Origin of the sequence: Rhodococcus sp. NPDC059969, from assembly GCF_042738325.1 — a bacterium.
GTDB lineage: Bacteria > Actinomycetota > Actinomycetes > Mycobacteriales > Mycobacteriaceae > Rhodococcus_F.
Genome location: NZ_JBHWUF010000021.1, coordinates 1 through 15,576 on the forward strand (window position 1 = coordinate 1; position 15,576 = coordinate 15,576).

Sequence of the window (15,576 nt, forward strand, 5' to 3'; positions counted from 1 at the left end):
AATCCTGGGCGTCCCGCCGGCGGGGGGGCTGGTTGGGTGGGGGGGGGCGCCGGCGCAATTTCTTCCCCGCCCAAAAAAAAACACCGCCTGGGGGGGTTCGGTCCGTATCGCGGGGCCACCCGCACCGAACTCAGCCGAGAAAGACGTTGCGACGCTTGGCCAACAGCCGATACAGCGTCTGCTGAATCGTCTCTCGAACGTGGTCCGTGACCTCGAACAGGACCATCGGATCGTCGGCGGCACCGCTCTCGAAAGTGTCGGTGACGATGGGCTTTCCGAACTCGATGTACCACTTCGACGGCAACGGAACCAGGCCGAGCGGTCCAAAGTGCGGGAACAGTGGTGTCACCGGAAAATACGGCAACCCGAGAACACGCGCGAGTGTGGTCAGATCACCGATTTTCGGATAGATCTCCTCCGAACCCACGATCGAGCACGGAATGATCGGAACACCGGTACGCATTGCGGCCGACACGAAGCCACCGCGCCCGAACCGCTGCAACTTGTACCGCTCACTGAACGGCTTCCCGATCCCCTTGAATCCCTCCGGGAACACCGCCGCGACTTCACCGTCGTTGAGCAGACGCTCGGCGTCGGGGTTGCACGCCAACGTGTGACCGGCCTTGCGCGCCAGACCGCCCACCACCGGCATCTCGAAAGCCATGTCCGCAGCCAACATTCGCAGCGGGCGATGCGCCGGATGATGATCGTGCACTGCGACCGACGTCATCAGACCGTCGAGCGGAATCACGCCGGCGTGATTGGCAACCACCAGTGCTCCCCCGGTGAGGGGAATGTTCTCGATCCCACTGACCTCGACGCGGAACCACTTCTCGAACAACGGCCGCAACATCGGCATGACGACGTTGTCCGCGAAATGCGGATCGAATCCGAACTCGTCGACCTCGTAGTCACCGGACACCCGACGTCGGAAAAATTCTGCCGCCGAGCCGATCTGGTCGACGATCGCGGACCTGGCCGCATCGACGAATGTACTCTCACCGCCGTGGTCGGCCGCCGAGGACGCTCCGGACGGATGCCGACGCTCACTTTGTTCACGGATGTCACGCTCCGTGCCCGTGACGGACTCACGCGAGCGCGAGGTTGCCGACTTTCCGGTGTGAGTTGCGCTGGGTCTCAGGGGAATTACCTTCGCCACGTCAGTCACCCCTTCACCGCACTTTGCCGCGACAACGGCATATGCATCACGTCTGCACTTGCGCTCGCCGCGGCGGCGTCACCGCCGAGGATCGTGGTCAACGCATTCTCGGCCCGATCGATCCACTCGGACTTGATGATCCGGCGGGTCTGCATCGCACGCATGAAATCGTCGAGTGCCTGCATGGTGGTCCATCGCGGCTCGAACCCCAATTCGCTGCGCATGCGAGTGGTGTCGAGTCCGCAGCCGAACCGGAAGTACTCGAGTTGCTCGTCGGTGTACAGCCTCATGGACGATCCCACCAACGCGCTCCCGACACTGCGGAACAGCGCGAGCGGCATCGGAACTTCGACCCTTCCTGCCCGGCGGATCGCCTGGGACATCATCACCACTCCGTCGCCGGCGATGTTGTACGTACCCGAGGCGTGTCCGATGGTCGCCTTCTCCAACGCTGCGAGGGCATCCTCGACGTGGAGCAATTGCAGACGCGCGTTCCGCCCGACGATGGTCGGCACGAGCGGGGCGGTGACGTAATGCCCGACAGTTGCCGTCAGTTGAGGTCCGATCAGCGGCGCCAACCGCAGAATCCCGACCGAGATGTCGGGACGCCGACGCCCCATCCCGCGGAGGTATCCCTCGATCTCGAGACTGTCGCGGGCATATCCGCCCGGCGGCCGGCGGCGCGCACTCATTTCTTCGGTGAACTGAGCGGGGTCCTTGGCACTGCACCCGTAGACGACCGAGGCCGAGCGCAGAACCACCTTGCGAACCGTCGGAGCTTTCTGGCAGACCGCGAACAGTTGCATGGCGCCGATGACGTTCATGTCCTTCATCGCGGCGCGGCTGCCGGCTTTGGGGGCTTTCTGAAGGGTCGACGCATGCACGACGGTGTCGACCTCGGCGTTTCGGATCACTTTGCCGATCAGCGGATTGCGGATGTCTGCTCGCACGAATTCCGCGCGGCCCATTCTGCGCATCATGTCCTTGCTCGGACTGACCGCGTCGACGGCGATGACACGCTCGATCGACGGATTCTGCGCAAGCCTGGTAACCAGGTAGCCGCCGAGGAATCTGCTCGCCCCGGTCACCAGTACGACGCGAGGCGCCGTGCCCCCTGAAGTGTTGTCACCTTCAACCACCAAGTACCCCCATATCCAGTAGAAACGCGCTCTGCCGAAGCGTCCCTCCCGCGATTTTCCCCCACTTTACGGGCAGAGGGGGTCCCGCGCTGACTACCCAGATTTCGGTCATTCAAGACAAACCGCCCAGACAATGAGACGGCCGACACACCTCTCCCCGGAGATACGTCGCCCCTCCCCTGAAATACGTCGATGCCCGCCACCCCGGAAGGGGCGGCGGGCATCAACAGGTATTGCTTATTTACCGAGTTTCCTGCGCTGTACTCGGGTACGACGAAGCAGCTTGCGGTGCTTCTTCTTCGACATGCGCTTGCGACGCTTCTTGATCACTGAACCCATAGCGGGTGTCCCTCACGTTCTTCTCTAGCGTTCCTGCGCACGCCGGTCACGTACGCCTGCGCCAAGCAATTGGCGCCTGGCCCTCGTTTTAACTAGCTCAGCGCCTTACGACACCAGCTTGCTGGTACGACAGTGACTCATCGTACCGGTGTGGACTCACTCGGCATAAACCGAGCCTCCGGCACAGCAACCGCTGTGCCCGCGACTCGGCTCACGCCGAGGTCATCCTCTTCGAACCGGCTGGTCAGCCGGCATCGAAGTACGAGGTTTCGAGGTAATCGTGCACTGCCTTCGCATGTACACGGAACGAACGGCCCACTCGTACAGCGGGCAATTCGCCACTGTGTACCAACCGGTACACAGTCATTTTCGACACCCTCATCAAAGTTGCTACCTCAGCAACAGTGAGGAATTGCGTGCCGGCCACTGCCGGCTTTCCGTCGTGGGACGAACCCATGGACGGCTTGTTTGCAGACACCATTAATCCACATACCTCCAGCACGACTCGCGCCGCCGGCTTCCCCTCCGGCGGAACAGACACGTACGTACTAAGTCGAGCTTAGCTGTACTGGTGGGGTTAAAGCGACGGGTGTGGCTAAACGGACGACTATTCCGCAGCTGCACCCATCGCGGCCGAGCGCGACTTGGCGGCATCCAAGGCATCGAAGAACGCCGTCCGCAGGCCGCCCGCTTCGAGCTGACGCAGTGCCGCAGCCGTCGTTCCGCCCGGTGACGTCACCGCGGCGCGAAGATCCGTTGCGCTGTCGCCGGTGCGATCGAGCATCGCTGCCGAACCGACCATCGTCTGCACCACCAATTCGGTAGCGACCGGGCGCGTCAGGCCGAGACCGACTCCCGCGTCGATCATCGCTTCGGCAACCAAGAAGAAGTAGGCCGGCCCGGAACCCGAGACAGCCGTGACCGCGTCGATCTGCGATTCGGGAACTGTGACTACCTTGCCGACGCTGCCGAGGATGCCGCGTACAAGCTCGAGATGCTCGGCCTTGACGTGGCGTCCGGGTGACAGAACGCTCACGCCCTCCCCCACCAACATCGGGGTGTTCGGCATGACGCGGACGACCGGGAACCCTGCCGGCAGACGCGTTTCGAAGAACCCGGTGGGGATTCCCGCCGCGAGAGAAACGATCAACTGCTCGAGGTCACCGTCCAGATCGACCTTCGTCAACGCGGTGAGCGCTGATTCGACGTCGTTGGGCTTGACCGCGATGACGATGACGTCTGCACCCTCCGCAGCATCGGCGACCGTGCTGACGCGGATGGAGTATTCGGCAATCAATTCGTCTGCGCGAGGCTGATACTGCTCGGCGACAACCAGATCCTTGATGGCGTGGCCGGCCTGCAACAGCCCGGAGATCAGCGCCTCGCCGATCTTGCCGCCACCGATAATCGCAATTCTTGTCATGGCGAACAGCCTGCCACGACCGCAGCGATCGACCCTAGCGGGGCATCATCGCCAGCTGACGGCTCTGCACGACAACCGCTCCCGCCGAATCGAGGACTGCGTGGTCCTCTTCGAACCACGTGCTGCCCAGAACATCCGAACTTGCTCGCACACGAAGCCATCCCGGTGTCGGCAATCGGCGCAGGTACGTCGTCAACTGCACTGTCGGCGCCCACCCGAACAAGCCGCGGTTCATCGTCACCGGCGCGCTGATGTCACCTGCCATGATGGCGAACAGCACAGCGGTGTCGAGATCGTTCTCGTCCTCGGGCCGGGGGCGGACCCACATCCTGACCTCGGCCTCGCCTTGGCTCCCCGTCAGGAAGTGCGCCGAGGTGGTGTCGATTCGCATGTCGCAACCCTGCCCGACGTGCACGACCTGAGCCATCGGATGATCACCGATGACGGCCACCGCACTCTCCGGCGGTTCCGGTGACATGTCGTCGATCGACGAGGCCGTCACGAAAGTGGGGTCGCCGTTGTCCGGAAATCCGAGCGTGACCGCCGCGCGAACAGCGCTGCGACCGGCCTGACTCAATTCGACGTCGAACAACGCGACCTGCCGTCCCTGCTTGCGGACGATCACCTCCAGTTCGACTTCACCCGGATCGGGGGCGGAGAGGTAGTTGGCGCTCACGGCCAGTGGCTGCATGTTCAGAAGCGAGTCGTTCTCACCTGCGCCGTCTCGCAGACATTGACGCGCGGCAGCGGCACACACAGCCATCATGGAGCCGCCGTGCACTTTCGGCCCGATGGTCCAGATCGAATCGATCGTTGCGGTGTATCGCCCGTCGCCGAGCGAGGTGAGGCGATTGAGATCTTGAAAGGGGCTGGTGCTCATCGATTTTCCTGTTCAGTGCGTTCTCGGTGTTGCGGGAAATGTCGTGCGGCCAAGTCTTGGTGCGCCAAGCGTCGCAAAGCTGTCAGGACAGGTTCGTACATGGCGGTTCCGAGAACCGCATAGCGAATGCCGTCCTCGGTCGAACTGGTGGGCATCAGCTCGATTTCCACTTCGGCGATCCCTCGGATGTGCTCGCCGTAGGCGCGCAATCGCTCGTCCGAGAGGCTCAGTCCGGCATCCTCGAGGCCGATCAGTGCACGCTCGAGGTGCGCGACCGCCACGTACCTCGGCTCGAAGACCTGACCGAGAAACTCCAGAACCTTGCGAGCTCTGGGGAACTCTGGATCCGGTTCATGTTCGACGTACGGAGGTAGTTGCGCGATTGCGCGGCCGAAAGTCTCGAATTCGGATCGCTCGTCACTGTCCACCAGTTCGAGCACCGCGCGAATCCGTGGAATCGCGAGTCCCGCCCCGGCCAGGGCCCTGATCAACGCGAGTCGCCGGACGTGCTGTTCGCCGTACCTCGCTCCCGTTGCGCTGGTCGGCTCACCAGGCATCAGCAGACCTTCACGGAGGTAGTACTTGATCGTGGCCAGTGCAACGCCGGACTGTGCGGCCAGTTCGGAAACCTTCACCGCTCCTCCGTCCAACTCGCTCGACCCATTACTGGATAGTGATGCTATCCAATGATCGCCGAGCATCGGTAAGGAGGACACGCCTTGCGCTAGGGTTGAACCTTCTTTGCGCACACCACCAGAAATTTCCGAACGGAGCGAACAGGCGGAATGACGGATTTGCAGTCGGAGGCTCAGCCCGACGAACAGTGGCGCATCGTGGAACCACTGACGCTGACTCCCCTGCTCACCGCCGCACTCGAGGTGTTCCACGAACTCGGTTACCACGGAGCATCGGTTCGTGACATCGCAAAACGTGCCGGTGTCACCGTGCCGACGCTGTATTACCACCACGGCAACAAACAGGGCATCCTCGTCGCGCTGATGGAACCGGGCATCGAGAACGTCACCGCGCGAGCGAGCGCTGCCGTCGACGCTGCCGGCCCGTCACCGACGACACAGTTCGGCAATCTCATCGAGGCCTGCGTCCTGCACATGACCAGTCGCTCCGACATAGCTTTCCTCGATTCCGAACTCCGATACCTCGAGGACGCGGAACGAAAGAGCTACGCGGCCAAGCGAAAGAAGCTCGAGAACCTACTCGTCGACGTACTGACGGCAGGCGTCGAGAGCGGTGAGTTCACGGTCCCCGACATCACCGGAACGGGCCGTGCACTACTGGGAATGTGTCAGTCCGTCGTCCTCTGGTATCGACTCGACGGACCGCAGACTCCGCGCGAAGTCAGTGTTCTCTACCGCGAGATAGCCCTGAAAGCCGTCGGCGTCACTTCTTGAGCACTGAACTTCCCGGCATGTCCGATTAGCCCTTAACTGACGAACGTCACACCTCCCGGCTGACACCGAAACCGGGACGCGCCCACGGTCGCGGGTCCACACTTAGAAGCAGAGATGCGCGGGGTGGATCCGCAGACCGAGGGAGTTCTTGACGTATGGCCAACAGCAATCCATTTGTTCCTCCTAGCGCGGTCGACGTCGACCTTTCCGCGGTCGCCTGGGGGGCGAACCGCACGATGTCCGACTTCGAGACTGGAATGTGGCGGATGGAAGAGGCGCAGCCGCAACTGCGCTCACCGATCGTTGCGGTAGAAGTTCTCGATCGCGCCCCGGACTGGGACCGTCTGCTCGACGCAGTCGAGTGGGCATCGCACGTGGTTCCGCGTATTCGTATGCGAGCGGTGGAACCGGCGATGCAGTTGGGCAATCCGGTGTGGTCCGTCGATCCGGAGTTCGACATCGGCTATCACCTACGACGGGTTCGCTTGCCTGCACCCGCGGATTTCGATCACGCGCTGCGCATGTGTCGCCACCTGGCCACCGAACCCTTCGACAAGGCTCGGCCGCCGTGGAGCGCACTGCTCATCGAAGGTCTCGACGACGGTCGCGCCGTGTTCGTGGTCAAGACTCACCACTCCATCACCGACGGCATGGGAGGCATCCAGATGATGACGCTCCTGCACAGCAGGCGCCCGGATCCCACCCCGAACAAACCCGACCGCACGCCGCCCGCCCCTGAGCACCTGTCTTCGGTAGGCGCCTTCGGCGAGGAGGTCGTCAGCGAGATCCGGCGGACGCCCTCGCGGATCGCCAAACTGGTCCGCGGCGCCACCAATGTTGCGACCACGGCGATCTCGAGTCCGATCACGACGGCTTCCGAGGTCCTCGGTTACGCCAATTCACTCCGCAAGATCGTCACTCCCCCGGCTCGTTCCGGTTCCCCACTGCTCCACGATCGTGGTCTCGGACGATGGTTCGGAACTCTCGAGGTGGGTGTCCCCGAACTCAAGGCAGGGGCGAAAGCTGCCGGCGGTTCACTCAACGACGCGTACGTTGCTGCCCTGCTCGGCGGGTTCCGTCGCTACCACGAATCGTTCGGGCAATCCGTCGACAGCATTCCGATGGGTATGCCGATCAGTATGCGTACCGGCGCGGATGCCAACGGCGGCAACCGTTTTGCAGCAGTCCGCTTCAACGGCCCGGTCGCCGAGACCGATCCGGCCAAACGCATCAGGCAGGTACGAGAAATCGTCCTGGGTCTGCGTGAGGAACCGGCGTTGGACGCTCTCGACGTCGCTGCCCCGATCCTCGCCCGCCTGCCGAATTATCTGCTCGCGAACTGGTATCTGTCCCAGTCGACTGGACTGGACCTGCAAGCGAGCAACGTCGCCGGCGTACCGGTGCCGGTGTATCTCGCCGGAGCGAAGATCGAGCGTATGTTCCCGTTCGGGCCGGCGCCCGGTTGCGCGGCAATGGCAACGCTGGTCTCCCATGTCGGAGTCTGCTGCATCGGAATCAATCTCGACACCGCTGCGATCACAAAACCCGCCTTGCTGATGCAGTGCCTGCAGGAGAGCCTGGACGAGATCGTGGCTCTCGGAGTTCCAACGGAAGGTGCGTGAGTCATGAGTGAAAACACGACCAACCCGCGCGTGTACCTCACCGAAACCATGACAGAGGCCGAAGCCGGCGTGCTGCGAAAGTGGCTTGCCGACAAGGCAACCGCATCCGAAACACGGCCGGTCACCGTCAACATCACCGACAAGACCCTGGCCGAACTGGCGGCGCGGACCGACGACCCGATGCTCGCGCCGCTTCGCGTGGTGTGGATCCCGGACACCCATACCAAACACAACGTCGCGGTGCGGGTGCGCGATGCGCTGGCACCACGCGACCCCCTCCACCCCGGACGCGGTGCACAACGCAGAACCCTGCGCACCGACCCCTCACGGTGCCAGGTCATCGAAGGTGAACCCGCGCCACTGAGCGATCTCGAGCGTCGCCTCGAAAAGAGCGGTGGCGGTTCGCTACCGGAGTTCATCCGACGGCAGGCCGCTCTGGCACTCGAACGCGCCGAATTGGGCCTACTGGGTGGCCAGTACAAGGTGTCACGGTTCGTCGTCGACGAGATCACCGACACTCGCCGGTTCGCCACCGAGGTCATGGCTTTGGCCGACCGGTTGAACATCGCCGTCGCCGACGTCGATCGCCGTGCGCGTGAAGCTCTCGAAGAAATGGTTGCCACCCAGAGTCGCCAAGCCATCGCGGTGTGGGATCGCCTGGGCCGCTACTTCGCTCGCGCCTACAAGCTGGACGTGGACACGAGCCGCTTCGAGGAACTCCGTGAGCTGAACAAGGAACACTCACTGGTCTTCCTCCCCAGTCACCGTTCGTATCTCGATCCCCTCGTCCTGCGTCCGGCGTTGATCGCGAACGGCTTGCCGCTCAATCACGTCATGGGCGGACTCAACATCAGCTTCTGGCCCATGGGCTCGATCCTCAAGCGCAGCGGCACCGTCTTCATTCGTCGAAGCATCGGCAACGACGAGGTCTACAAGTGGTCGATGCACGAGTACATGCGCTACCTGCTGACCAAGCGCTTCAATCTGGAGTGGTACATCGAGGGTGGACGCGGGCGCACCGGGAAACTGCGCCCGCCGCGCTTCGGTCTTCTGACCTACCTGACCAAGGCTTTTCAGGTCAGCGGCGCATCCGACGTGTACCTCGTCCCGGTCGCGCTGAGCTACGACCAACTCTACGAAGTCGGGGCCATGGCTGCCGAGGCGCTCGGCGCCGAGAAGACACCGGAAGGCCTACGCTGGATGGTGGGTTACGTACGTGCACAGGGCAAGCGCAACGGCGTCGCGCACGTGACCATCGGCAGGCCGCTCTCACTCGCGGATGCACTCAGCCAGGAAACCGACCAGCGCCTCGCCATTCAAAAGGCCGGAATCGAGGTGTGTCACCGAATCAACGAGGTCACGCCGGTGACCGTGTCGTCGCTGGCGATGTTGGCGTTCCTCGGAATCGAAGACCGGGCGTTGACCGTTCGCGAACTCACGGCGATCCTCACGCCGCTGTTCGGGTACATCACCGCGCGCAACCTTCCGATCGCCGGTGACGTCGAACTGTCCGATCCGCGTGTCATCGAGAAGGCGTTGCAGACACACGTCGATTCCGGTGTGCTCGAGCGCTTCGATCGCGGCGGCGAGCAGGTCTTCTACCTCGGCAAGGACCAGCATCTTGTCGCTGCCTTCTACCGCAACAACACTATTCACTTTCTCGTCGTGCGTGCCATCACCGAACTGGTACTCCAGGCAGCCGTCGAAGAGCGGTTCGAGGATCCCATCGGGGACGGGTGGGCAGAGGCCAAGCGCATCCGAGATTTGTTGAAATTCGAGTTCTTCTTCAGCGACCGGGACACGTTCGAGCAGGAGATGCGGACCGAGCTGACGTTGATCGACCCCGAGTGGGAAACCGTCATGGCCGACGACAAACGAACCGAGCACATGATCGAGACGGTTCGCCCGTACCTCGCGCACCGCGTGCTCCAACCGTTCCTCGAGGCGTACCAGGTTGTCGCCGATCAGCTTGTGCTCGCGCCGATTTCGACGTCGTTCGACGAGAAGTCGTTCATCAGCAACTGTATCGACGTCGCACATCAGCGTCGACTGCGGCAGCAGATCGCCAGCAACGAATCCGTCTCCGGCGAATTGTTCGCCACCGCACTGAATTTGGCGCGCAACCGTAACTTGATCGAAGTCGACGACGACGGAGTCCGGGCCCGGCGCCTGGCATTCGCTGCCGAGATCAAGGTTCAGGTCGAGCGCCTGCGTCACCTTCGCGCACTCGCGCATGCGCGACTCGATCAGGTGGCGATGCCGGTACCGGACGCCGCTGCAGTAGTGACCATTCCAGAAGCAAACCGAGCGCCCGCCGCGAACGAGGAAGTAGGACTGTGACCGGACTCGAGCGTCTGCACTCCGCCATCGAAGCCGCCCCGCCCGGGCCCGGAACGATCGCCGCCTTCGACCTCGACGGCACCTTGATCAGCGGGTACTCGGCCAGTGTCGTGTACCGAGACCGCCTGCGACGCTTGGACATCAGCGTCGGCGAATTGTTGCGCACCACCGGTGCCGCGATCGACACGCAGTTCCGCGGCGCTGATGTCGGAGCACTGATGGACATCGGCGTTCGCGCCCTGGGCGGCCGGACCGTCGAGGAACTGAACGACTGGGGCCGACGGTTGTTCAAGCAGGAGATCGCCGCGATGATCTACCCGGAAGCACGCGGGCTTCTGGCAGCGCACCGGCGCGCCGGCCACACCATCGTGATGGCCACGTCGGCAACTCCGTTCCAGGCCAAATACGTCGCCGAAGATCTCGACATCGAAGACGTGCTGTGCACCGAACCCGAAGTTGTCGACGGAATGCTGACCGGCGAACTGTCCTCACCCGCTTTGTGGGGTCCGGCCAAAGCCAATGCCCTTGCGGGATATGCCGAGAAGATGGGCGCCGATCTGAAGAACGCGTTTGCGTACTCCAACGGCGTCGAAGATGTGTTCATGCTCGAGGCCGTCGGGCGACCTGTCGCACTGAATCCCGATCGTGGTCTGGCCAAGATCGCGTTGCGCAATCACTGGCCCTCGGTCAACCTGCGTAAACCGCAACGAGGCGCAACGCCGATCTCCACGATCCGAACGGCAACGGCCATGGGCGCGCTTGCGGCAACCGCCGCCCTCGGCGCGTCGGCGGGCATCGTCACCGGCAACCGTCAACTGGGCGCGAACCTCGTTGGTACCTACGGTCCCGACATCTCACTCTCGCTGCTCGGCATCGACGTCGAGATCGACGGCGAGCACAACGTGTGGGACCACCGCCCGGCGGTATTCATGTTCAATCATCAGAGTTCCCTGGACATGTTGGTCCTCGGCACCGTGATCAAGCGTGACGTGACCGGTGTCGCGAAGAAGGAAGCGGCAAGCGATCCGCGGTTCATGCCCGTCGGCGCCCTGCTCGACGTCGCCTACATCGACCGCACCGACACCACCAAAGCGAAGGCCGCATTGCAACCGGCGGTCGACAAGCTGAAGAACGGCGTCTCGATAGTCATCGCTCCGGAGGGCACCCGTTCTCCGACGCCACGCCTGGGCCCGTTCAAGAAAGGTGGATTCCACTTGGCGATCCAGGCCGGTGTGCCGATCGTCCCCGTGGTGATTCACAACGCGGGCGAAAGGATGTGGCGCAATTCGCTTGTCGCCCATCCGGGCCCGGTCTACGTCTCGGTGCTCGATCCCATTTCGACCGAAGGCTGGGAGACCAAGGACCTCGACGCGCACGTCGAGAAGGTACGCGCGCAGTTCGAAGCTGCGCTACTTGCCGGCCACCGCTGAACGTGCCAGGTGCTCGCGTGCAAACGCGAGCGCCTGCGCCAGCATCGACGACCGCTCCCGCCTGGTGCGCGCGTTCTGAGTGTTGATCTCGATGACGGCCTGGCCGCTGAATTCGCTCGCGGCCAACTGCTGACACAACTCCGCGCACGGCTGTGAACCATGCCCGGGGATCAAGTGCTCGTCCATCGACGCCCCGCGACCGTCGGCCAGGTGCAGATGCTCGAGTCCCCTACCCATACGGGAGGCCAACTCCAAGGCATCCATGCCCGCCGTCGCGGTGTGCGACAGGTCGAGTGTGTAGTGAGCGTGATCGGAATCGGTCGGGTCGTACGACGGGCTGAATGCCGACAGCGCCGCGCCCGGACCGCCACGTTTGCGTAGACGCTCCGCAGACTTGTCCTTGCCGCCGAAGAAGCTGTCCGCGCGCATGGGGAACATGTTCTCCACCGCCACGACGACGCTGCTCTTCGATTCGAGGTCGACAACCTGTTCGGCGAAGCCTTCGGCGTACTTGCGCTGCCACCGGAACGGTGGGTGGACGACCACCGTCGTCGCACCCAAGGTTTCGGCGGTGCGAACCGAACGCTCGAGTTTCTCGACCGGATCGGAACCCCATACGCGCTGCGAAATCAGCAGACACGGCGCATGCACAGCCTGCACCGGGATCGCATATTTGCGAACGAGGGCAGCAACAGCACCGACGTCCTGGCTGACGGATTCGGCCCACACCATCAGTTCGACACCGTCGTATCCGAGATCGGCGGCGTAACGAAATGCTGCTTCCGTGTTCTCCGGATACACCGAAGCCGTCGACAAACCGACGGCTATCGGCCGACGAATTCTGCGCTGCGATCCCCCGATCATCGTCCGATCAACCCGAAGTCAACAAGAACGCCAATGGACCGAGCGTCACGATCATGCCGACGACCACCGCGATCACAAAACTCGTGATGTCGTCCGTCTTGCGCAGAACCCGCACGACGGCCACCAGGCCGACGATCACGATCAGCGCGAGCACCAACGCCACCCACGGCAGCATGTCCCACAGCTTCTCGAAGCCCTTGAACATCGCGCCGCCGACGATCAGTGCGACGACGACCTGACCGGCAAGCACTGCCCATTCACGGATCGAGTTACGTTCGCCGGCCTCTTCCGCGGCCGGTTCGGCTTCGACATCAGTCTCGGGCTCAGCGACGGCAGTGGACTTTTTTGCACTGTCAGTAACTGCCGGCGCCTTGACCAGATCGACCACTGCGGTCGATTCGGCCTCGCTGGAATCCGCGTCTGCGATCCTGTCGATCAGTTCGGTGCTGTCGTCCGGAGCGGCCGGAGCAGGTGTCTTGGCGACGGGAGTGGGGACACGCGGCGGCAGGATCGGCGGACGCAACGACGGTGACTGGGTTGCGGCACGTTCCTGACGCATCAGGTCACCTGCCAGGGTCTGACCCGACAGCAGTGCCGGTTCCTGCGTTACCTGCGTCGGCGACGAGGAGTTGAGCGGTGCCCGGCTCACCCACTGTCCTGGCGAGGACTTCGAGGTCTGTCCCGGCGAAGGTGTGGAAGTCGGCTTCGGAGTGGTGGTCGGCGGCGTGGCAACCGGCTTCGACTCGGCCTTGGGTGCCTGCGGCTCGTCGTCGTCATCGTCGTCGTCGAACGAGACGGCGAAGGCGGCAGTGCGGTCGGCGGGAACCTTCGGTGCCGGCGCGGTGGGCTTCGCTGTTTCCGCAACAGCCTCGGCCGGTGCAGCAGTTTCAGGCGCTGCGGTTGCCGGCTCGGACGCTGCTGGTTCGGACGCTGCTGGTTCGGCCGACTCGGGCTCGGCTGCCGCGCGCGATCCCGACTGGCGAACGATCGGGATCTCACCAGTCAGTTCGGCGACGGAGATGCCACCGGCTACGCCGCGCCGGCGTCGTCCACCTCGGGATTCGACGCTCTGACCGTTCCGCTTGAGCAGTTCCGCTACGGAAATCTGCTGACTGTCCTCGGTCATCAAGCACTCACCACCAATTCACCGCCCATTTCTGTGTCGAGCTTTCGCAGAATCAGACCCTCACGCAGTGCCCAGGGACAAATTTCCAGTTCGTCCACTCCGAGCGCCCGCATGGTTGCCTCTGCGATGAGCGCGCCGGCCACAATCTGCTGTGACCGATCCGAGCTCACTCCTTCCAATTCTGCACGGTCCGCTGCCGTCATCCTGGATATGAAGGCTATGAGTTGCCTGAGTCCGCTGGAAGTCAGGGTCCGTTTGGCCCGGGGGCCTGCGGCAGAAGGGGCCGCGCCGGTGAGCCGAGCCAGCGATCGGAAGGTCTTCGACGTCCCGACCGTGCGGTCCCAGTCGCCGGCGGCGCGCAGTTCCTTGGCTGGTCCGACCAGCTCCGCGTCCAGCCAGTCGCGCAGGACGGCGACCCGGCGCTTGCCCGGCGGATCGGCCTGTAGCCAGTCGCGCGTCAACCGTCCCGCACCGAGTTGCAGCGAGAAGGCGACGTCCGGATCCTCGTCTCCACCTGCGGTGAGTTCGAGGGAGCCGCCGCCGATGTCCAGGTTCAGGATGCGTCCGGCGCTCCAGCCGTACCAGCGGCGCACTGCCAGAAAGGTCAAGCGGGCTTCGTCGACCCCGGAGAGAACCTCGAGATTGACTCCGGTCTCCGCGCGAACGCGGGCGAGCACGGCTTCGGAATTGTTGGCGTCACGGACGGCGGAAGTGGCAAAAGCCATCATTTCCTCGCATCCGGACGTCTTGGCGATACCGGCGAATTCGGAGACCGTCGAGACCAACCGATCGGCTCCTGACGTGGTGATATCGCCGCGGTCGTCGGTGTTCTCCGCCAGCCTCAACGTGGACTTGGTCGAGCTCATGGGTGTTGGGTGGCCGCCCCGATGGGCGTCCACAACCAATAGATGGACGGTATTGCTTCCGACGTCGAGTACCCCTAGTCGCACATCGCCACGTTACTGGGTCTACCGTCGGCCCTTGTGACAGCAGGTAACCCAGACCGGTCCCACAAGATGACTCCGAGCCCCGAGGTCGATCTCGATTTCCCGCGCGAATGGGTCGAATTTGTCGATCCGGAGAACTCCGAGCACCTCATTTCCGCTGATATGACGTGGTTGCTCTCGCATTGGACCTGCGTGTTCGGCACGCCGGCATGTCAGGGCATCATCGGCGACCGCCCGGACGACGGCTGCTGCTCGCACGGCGCTTTCCTCTCCGATCAGGAAGATCAGGACAAGCTCGATGCGTCAGTGAAAATGCTCACAGCCGAAGACTGGCAGTACATGGAAAAGGGTCTCGGCAAGAAGGGCTACGTCGAAGAAGACGACCTCGAGGACGAGCCCGCGCTGCGCACCCGCCGCTACAAAGGAGCCTGCATCTTCCTCAACCGGCCGGGTTTTGCCGGCGGCGAGGGCTGCGCACTACATTCCATGGCGCTCAAGAAGGGCATCGAGCCACTCGAGGTCAAGCCCGACGTGTGCTGGCAGCTGCCCATCCGCCGCACTCAGGACTGGGTCGACCGGCCGGACGGCGTGCAGATCCTCAAGACCACGATCACCGAGTACGACCGCCGCGGCTGGGGTGAGGGCGGCGACGACCTCGCCTGGTACTGCTCCGGCTCCCCCGACGCTCACGTCGGGGAGCGGCAAGTCTGGCAGTCCTACGGGCCGGAACTGACGGAGCTTCTCGGAAAGCGCGCGTACGACGAGCTGGCTCGCCTCTGCAGGCGTCGCGCCGGCCTCGGCCTCATAGCGGTCCACCCGGCGACCACGATCGCTCAGAACAAAGCTCAGGGCTGACTCCACGTAAACCAAAAGATTTCGGCCGCTCACACGATTGTGT

Annotated in this window: 15 protein-coding genes; 5 read left to right on the forward strand and 10 right to left on the reverse strand. The window is 63.5% G+C overall.

Annotation, left to right across the window (positions count from 1 at the left end):
- Nucleotides 1-130 precede the first annotated feature (130 nt).
- The 7 genes from ACFWAD_RS29485 to ACFWAD_RS29515 form a co-directional block, all read right to left on the reverse strand.
- Nucleotides 131-1,168, reverse strand: coding sequence for a lysophospholipid acyltransferase family protein (locus tag ACFWAD_RS29485; RefSeq protein WP_378537537.1), 1,038 nt, complete (start codon nucleotides 1,166-1,168; stop codon nucleotides 131-133).
- Entirely contained in the window at nucleotides 1,165-2,298 is a 1,134-nt protein-coding gene (locus ACFWAD_RS29490; RefSeq protein WP_378447128.1) for an NAD-dependent epimerase/dehydratase family protein, read from the reverse strand. Before ACFWAD_RS29490 ends, ACFWAD_RS29485 begins: the two co-directional genes overlap by 4 nt.
- A 237-nt stretch (nucleotides 2,299-2,535) precedes the next feature.
- On the reverse strand, nucleotides 2,536-2,637 hold the full coding sequence (locus tag ACFWAD_RS29495) for a 30S ribosomal protein bS22 (protein WP_003402602.1): 102 nt from the start codon (nucleotides 2,635-2,637) through the stop codon (nucleotides 2,536-2,538).
- Nucleotides 2,638-2,881: 244 nt separating this feature from the next.
- Nucleotides 2,882-3,118 (reverse strand): helix-turn-helix domain-containing protein, encoded by a 237-nt coding sequence (locus tag ACFWAD_RS29500; protein ID WP_003941845.1) that lies wholly within the window; start codon nucleotides 3,116-3,118, stop codon nucleotides 2,882-2,884.
- 126 nt (nucleotides 3,119-3,244) lie between these two features.
- Nucleotides 3,245-4,060: a pyrroline-5-carboxylate reductase gene (gene proC, locus ACFWAD_RS29505; RefSeq protein ID WP_378550300.1), complete on the reverse strand. Its 816-nt coding sequence runs from the start codon at nucleotides 4,058-4,060 to the stop codon at nucleotides 3,245-3,247.
- 34 nt (nucleotides 4,061-4,094) lie between these two features.
- The gene (locus tag ACFWAD_RS29510; protein ID WP_378550303.1) at nucleotides 4,095-4,940 is read right to left on the reverse strand and encodes a thioesterase family protein; all 846 of its coding nucleotides are present in this window, start codon (nucleotides 4,938-4,940) and stop codon (nucleotides 4,095-4,097) included.
- Nucleotides 4,937-5,575 carry a MerR family transcriptional regulator gene (locus tag ACFWAD_RS29515; RefSeq protein ID WP_378550306.1) on the reverse strand — a complete coding sequence of 213 codons (639 nt, stop codon included), beginning with the start codon at nucleotides 5,573-5,575 and terminating at the stop codon, nucleotides 4,937-4,939. Before ACFWAD_RS29515 ends, ACFWAD_RS29510 begins: the two co-directional genes overlap by 4 nt.
- Nucleotides 5,576-5,725: 150 nt before the next feature.
- On the opposite strand from ACFWAD_RS29515, the gene ACFWAD_RS29520 reads away from it, so the two are divergent.
- From ACFWAD_RS29520 to ACFWAD_RS29535, 4 genes are all read left to right on the forward strand, one after another.
- On the forward strand, nucleotides 5,726-6,349 hold the full coding sequence (locus tag ACFWAD_RS29520; RefSeq protein WP_378550309.1) for a TetR/AcrR family transcriptional regulator: 624 nt from the start codon (nucleotides 5,726-5,728) through the stop codon (nucleotides 6,347-6,349).
- 155 nt (nucleotides 6,350-6,504) lie between these two features.
- The gene (locus ACFWAD_RS29525) at nucleotides 6,505-7,971 is read left to right on the forward strand and encodes a wax ester/triacylglycerol synthase domain-containing protein (protein ID WP_378550312.1); all 1,467 of its coding nucleotides are present in this window, start codon (nucleotides 6,505-6,507) and stop codon (nucleotides 7,969-7,971) included.
- A gap of 3 nt (nucleotides 7,972-7,974) precedes the next feature.
- Nucleotides 7,975-10,311 (forward strand): glycerol-3-phosphate 1-O-acyltransferase, encoded by a 2,337-nt coding sequence (locus ACFWAD_RS29530; RefSeq protein WP_378447124.1) that lies wholly within the window; start codon nucleotides 7,975-7,977, stop codon nucleotides 10,309-10,311.
- On the forward strand, nucleotides 10,308-11,741 hold the full coding sequence (locus ACFWAD_RS29535; RefSeq protein WP_378447123.1) for an HAD-IB family hydrolase: 1,434 nt from the start codon (nucleotides 10,308-10,310) through the stop codon (nucleotides 11,739-11,741). Before ACFWAD_RS29530 ends, ACFWAD_RS29535 begins: the two co-directional genes overlap by 4 nt.
- Here the strand turns inward: ACFWAD_RS29535 and ACFWAD_RS29540 are convergent.
- From ACFWAD_RS29540 to ACFWAD_RS29550, 3 genes are read right to left on the reverse strand one after another with little or no spacing between them, the layout of a single operon-like run.
- Nucleotides 11,721-12,605, reverse strand: a complete 885-nt coding sequence (locus tag ACFWAD_RS29540; protein WP_378447122.1) for a sugar phosphate isomerase/epimerase family protein — start codon at nucleotides 12,603-12,605, stop codon at nucleotides 11,721-11,723. The two genes, ACFWAD_RS29535 and ACFWAD_RS29540, sit on opposite strands and share 21 nt — an antisense overlap.
- A 7-nt stretch (nucleotides 12,606-12,612) precedes the next feature.
- Complete coding sequence (locus tag ACFWAD_RS29545; protein WP_378550315.1) at nucleotides 12,613-13,731, reverse strand: hypothetical protein; 1,119 nt, start codon at nucleotides 13,729-13,731, stop codon at nucleotides 12,613-12,615.
- Nucleotides 13,731-14,681: a Ppx/GppA phosphatase family protein gene (locus ACFWAD_RS29550; protein WP_003941975.1), complete on the reverse strand. Its 951-nt coding sequence runs from the start codon at nucleotides 14,679-14,681 to the stop codon at nucleotides 13,731-13,733. The genes ACFWAD_RS29545 and ACFWAD_RS29550 overlap by 1 nt, the downstream gene beginning before the upstream one ends.
- A 66-nt stretch (nucleotides 14,682-14,747) precedes the next feature.
- Between ACFWAD_RS29550 and ACFWAD_RS29555 the strand changes: the two genes are divergently transcribed.
- On the forward strand, nucleotides 14,748-15,533 hold the full coding sequence (locus ACFWAD_RS29555) for a hypothetical protein (protein WP_378537815.1): 786 nt from the start codon (nucleotides 14,748-14,750) through the stop codon (nucleotides 15,531-15,533).
- The last annotated feature ends 43 nt before the right edge of the window (nucleotides 15,534-15,576 follow it).

Coding starts and splice junctions, on each gene's coding strand:
- proC (WP_378550300.1), bottom strand. CDS start 4,060: ATGACAAGAATTGCGATTATCGGTGGCGGCAAGATCGGCGAGGCGCTG.
- ACFWAD_RS29555 (WP_378537815.1), top strand. CDS start 14,748: ATGACTCCGAGCCCCGAGGTCGATCTCGATTTCCCGCGCGAATGGGTC.
- ACFWAD_RS29540 (WP_378447122.1), bottom strand. CDS start 12,605: ATGATCGGGGGATCGCAGCGCAGAATTCGTCGGCCGATAGCCGTCGGT.
- ACFWAD_RS29530 (WP_378447124.1), top strand. CDS start 7,975: ATGAGTGAAAACACGACCAACCCGCGCGTGTACCTCACCGAAACCATG.
- ACFWAD_RS29525 (WP_378550312.1), top strand. CDS start 6,505: ATGGCCAACAGCAATCCATTTGTTCCTCCTAGCGCGGTCGACGTCGAC.
- ACFWAD_RS29545 (WP_378550315.1), bottom strand. CDS start 13,731: ATGACCGAGGACAGTCAGCAGATTTCCGTAGCGGAACTGCTCAAGCGG.
- ACFWAD_RS29500 (WP_003941845.1), bottom strand. CDS start 3,118: ATGGTGTCTGCAAACAAGCCGTCCATGGGTTCGTCCCACGACGGAAAG.
- ACFWAD_RS29520 (WP_378550309.1), top strand. CDS start 5,726: ATGACGGATTTGCAGTCGGAGGCTCAGCCCGACGAACAGTGGCGCATC.
- ACFWAD_RS29510 (WP_378550303.1), bottom strand. CDS start 4,940: ATGAGCACCAGCCCCTTTCAAGATCTCAATCGCCTCACCTCGCTCGGC.
- ACFWAD_RS29495 (WP_003402602.1), bottom strand. CDS start 2,637: ATGGGTTCAGTGATCAAGAAGCGTCGCAAGCGCATGTCGAAGAAGAAG.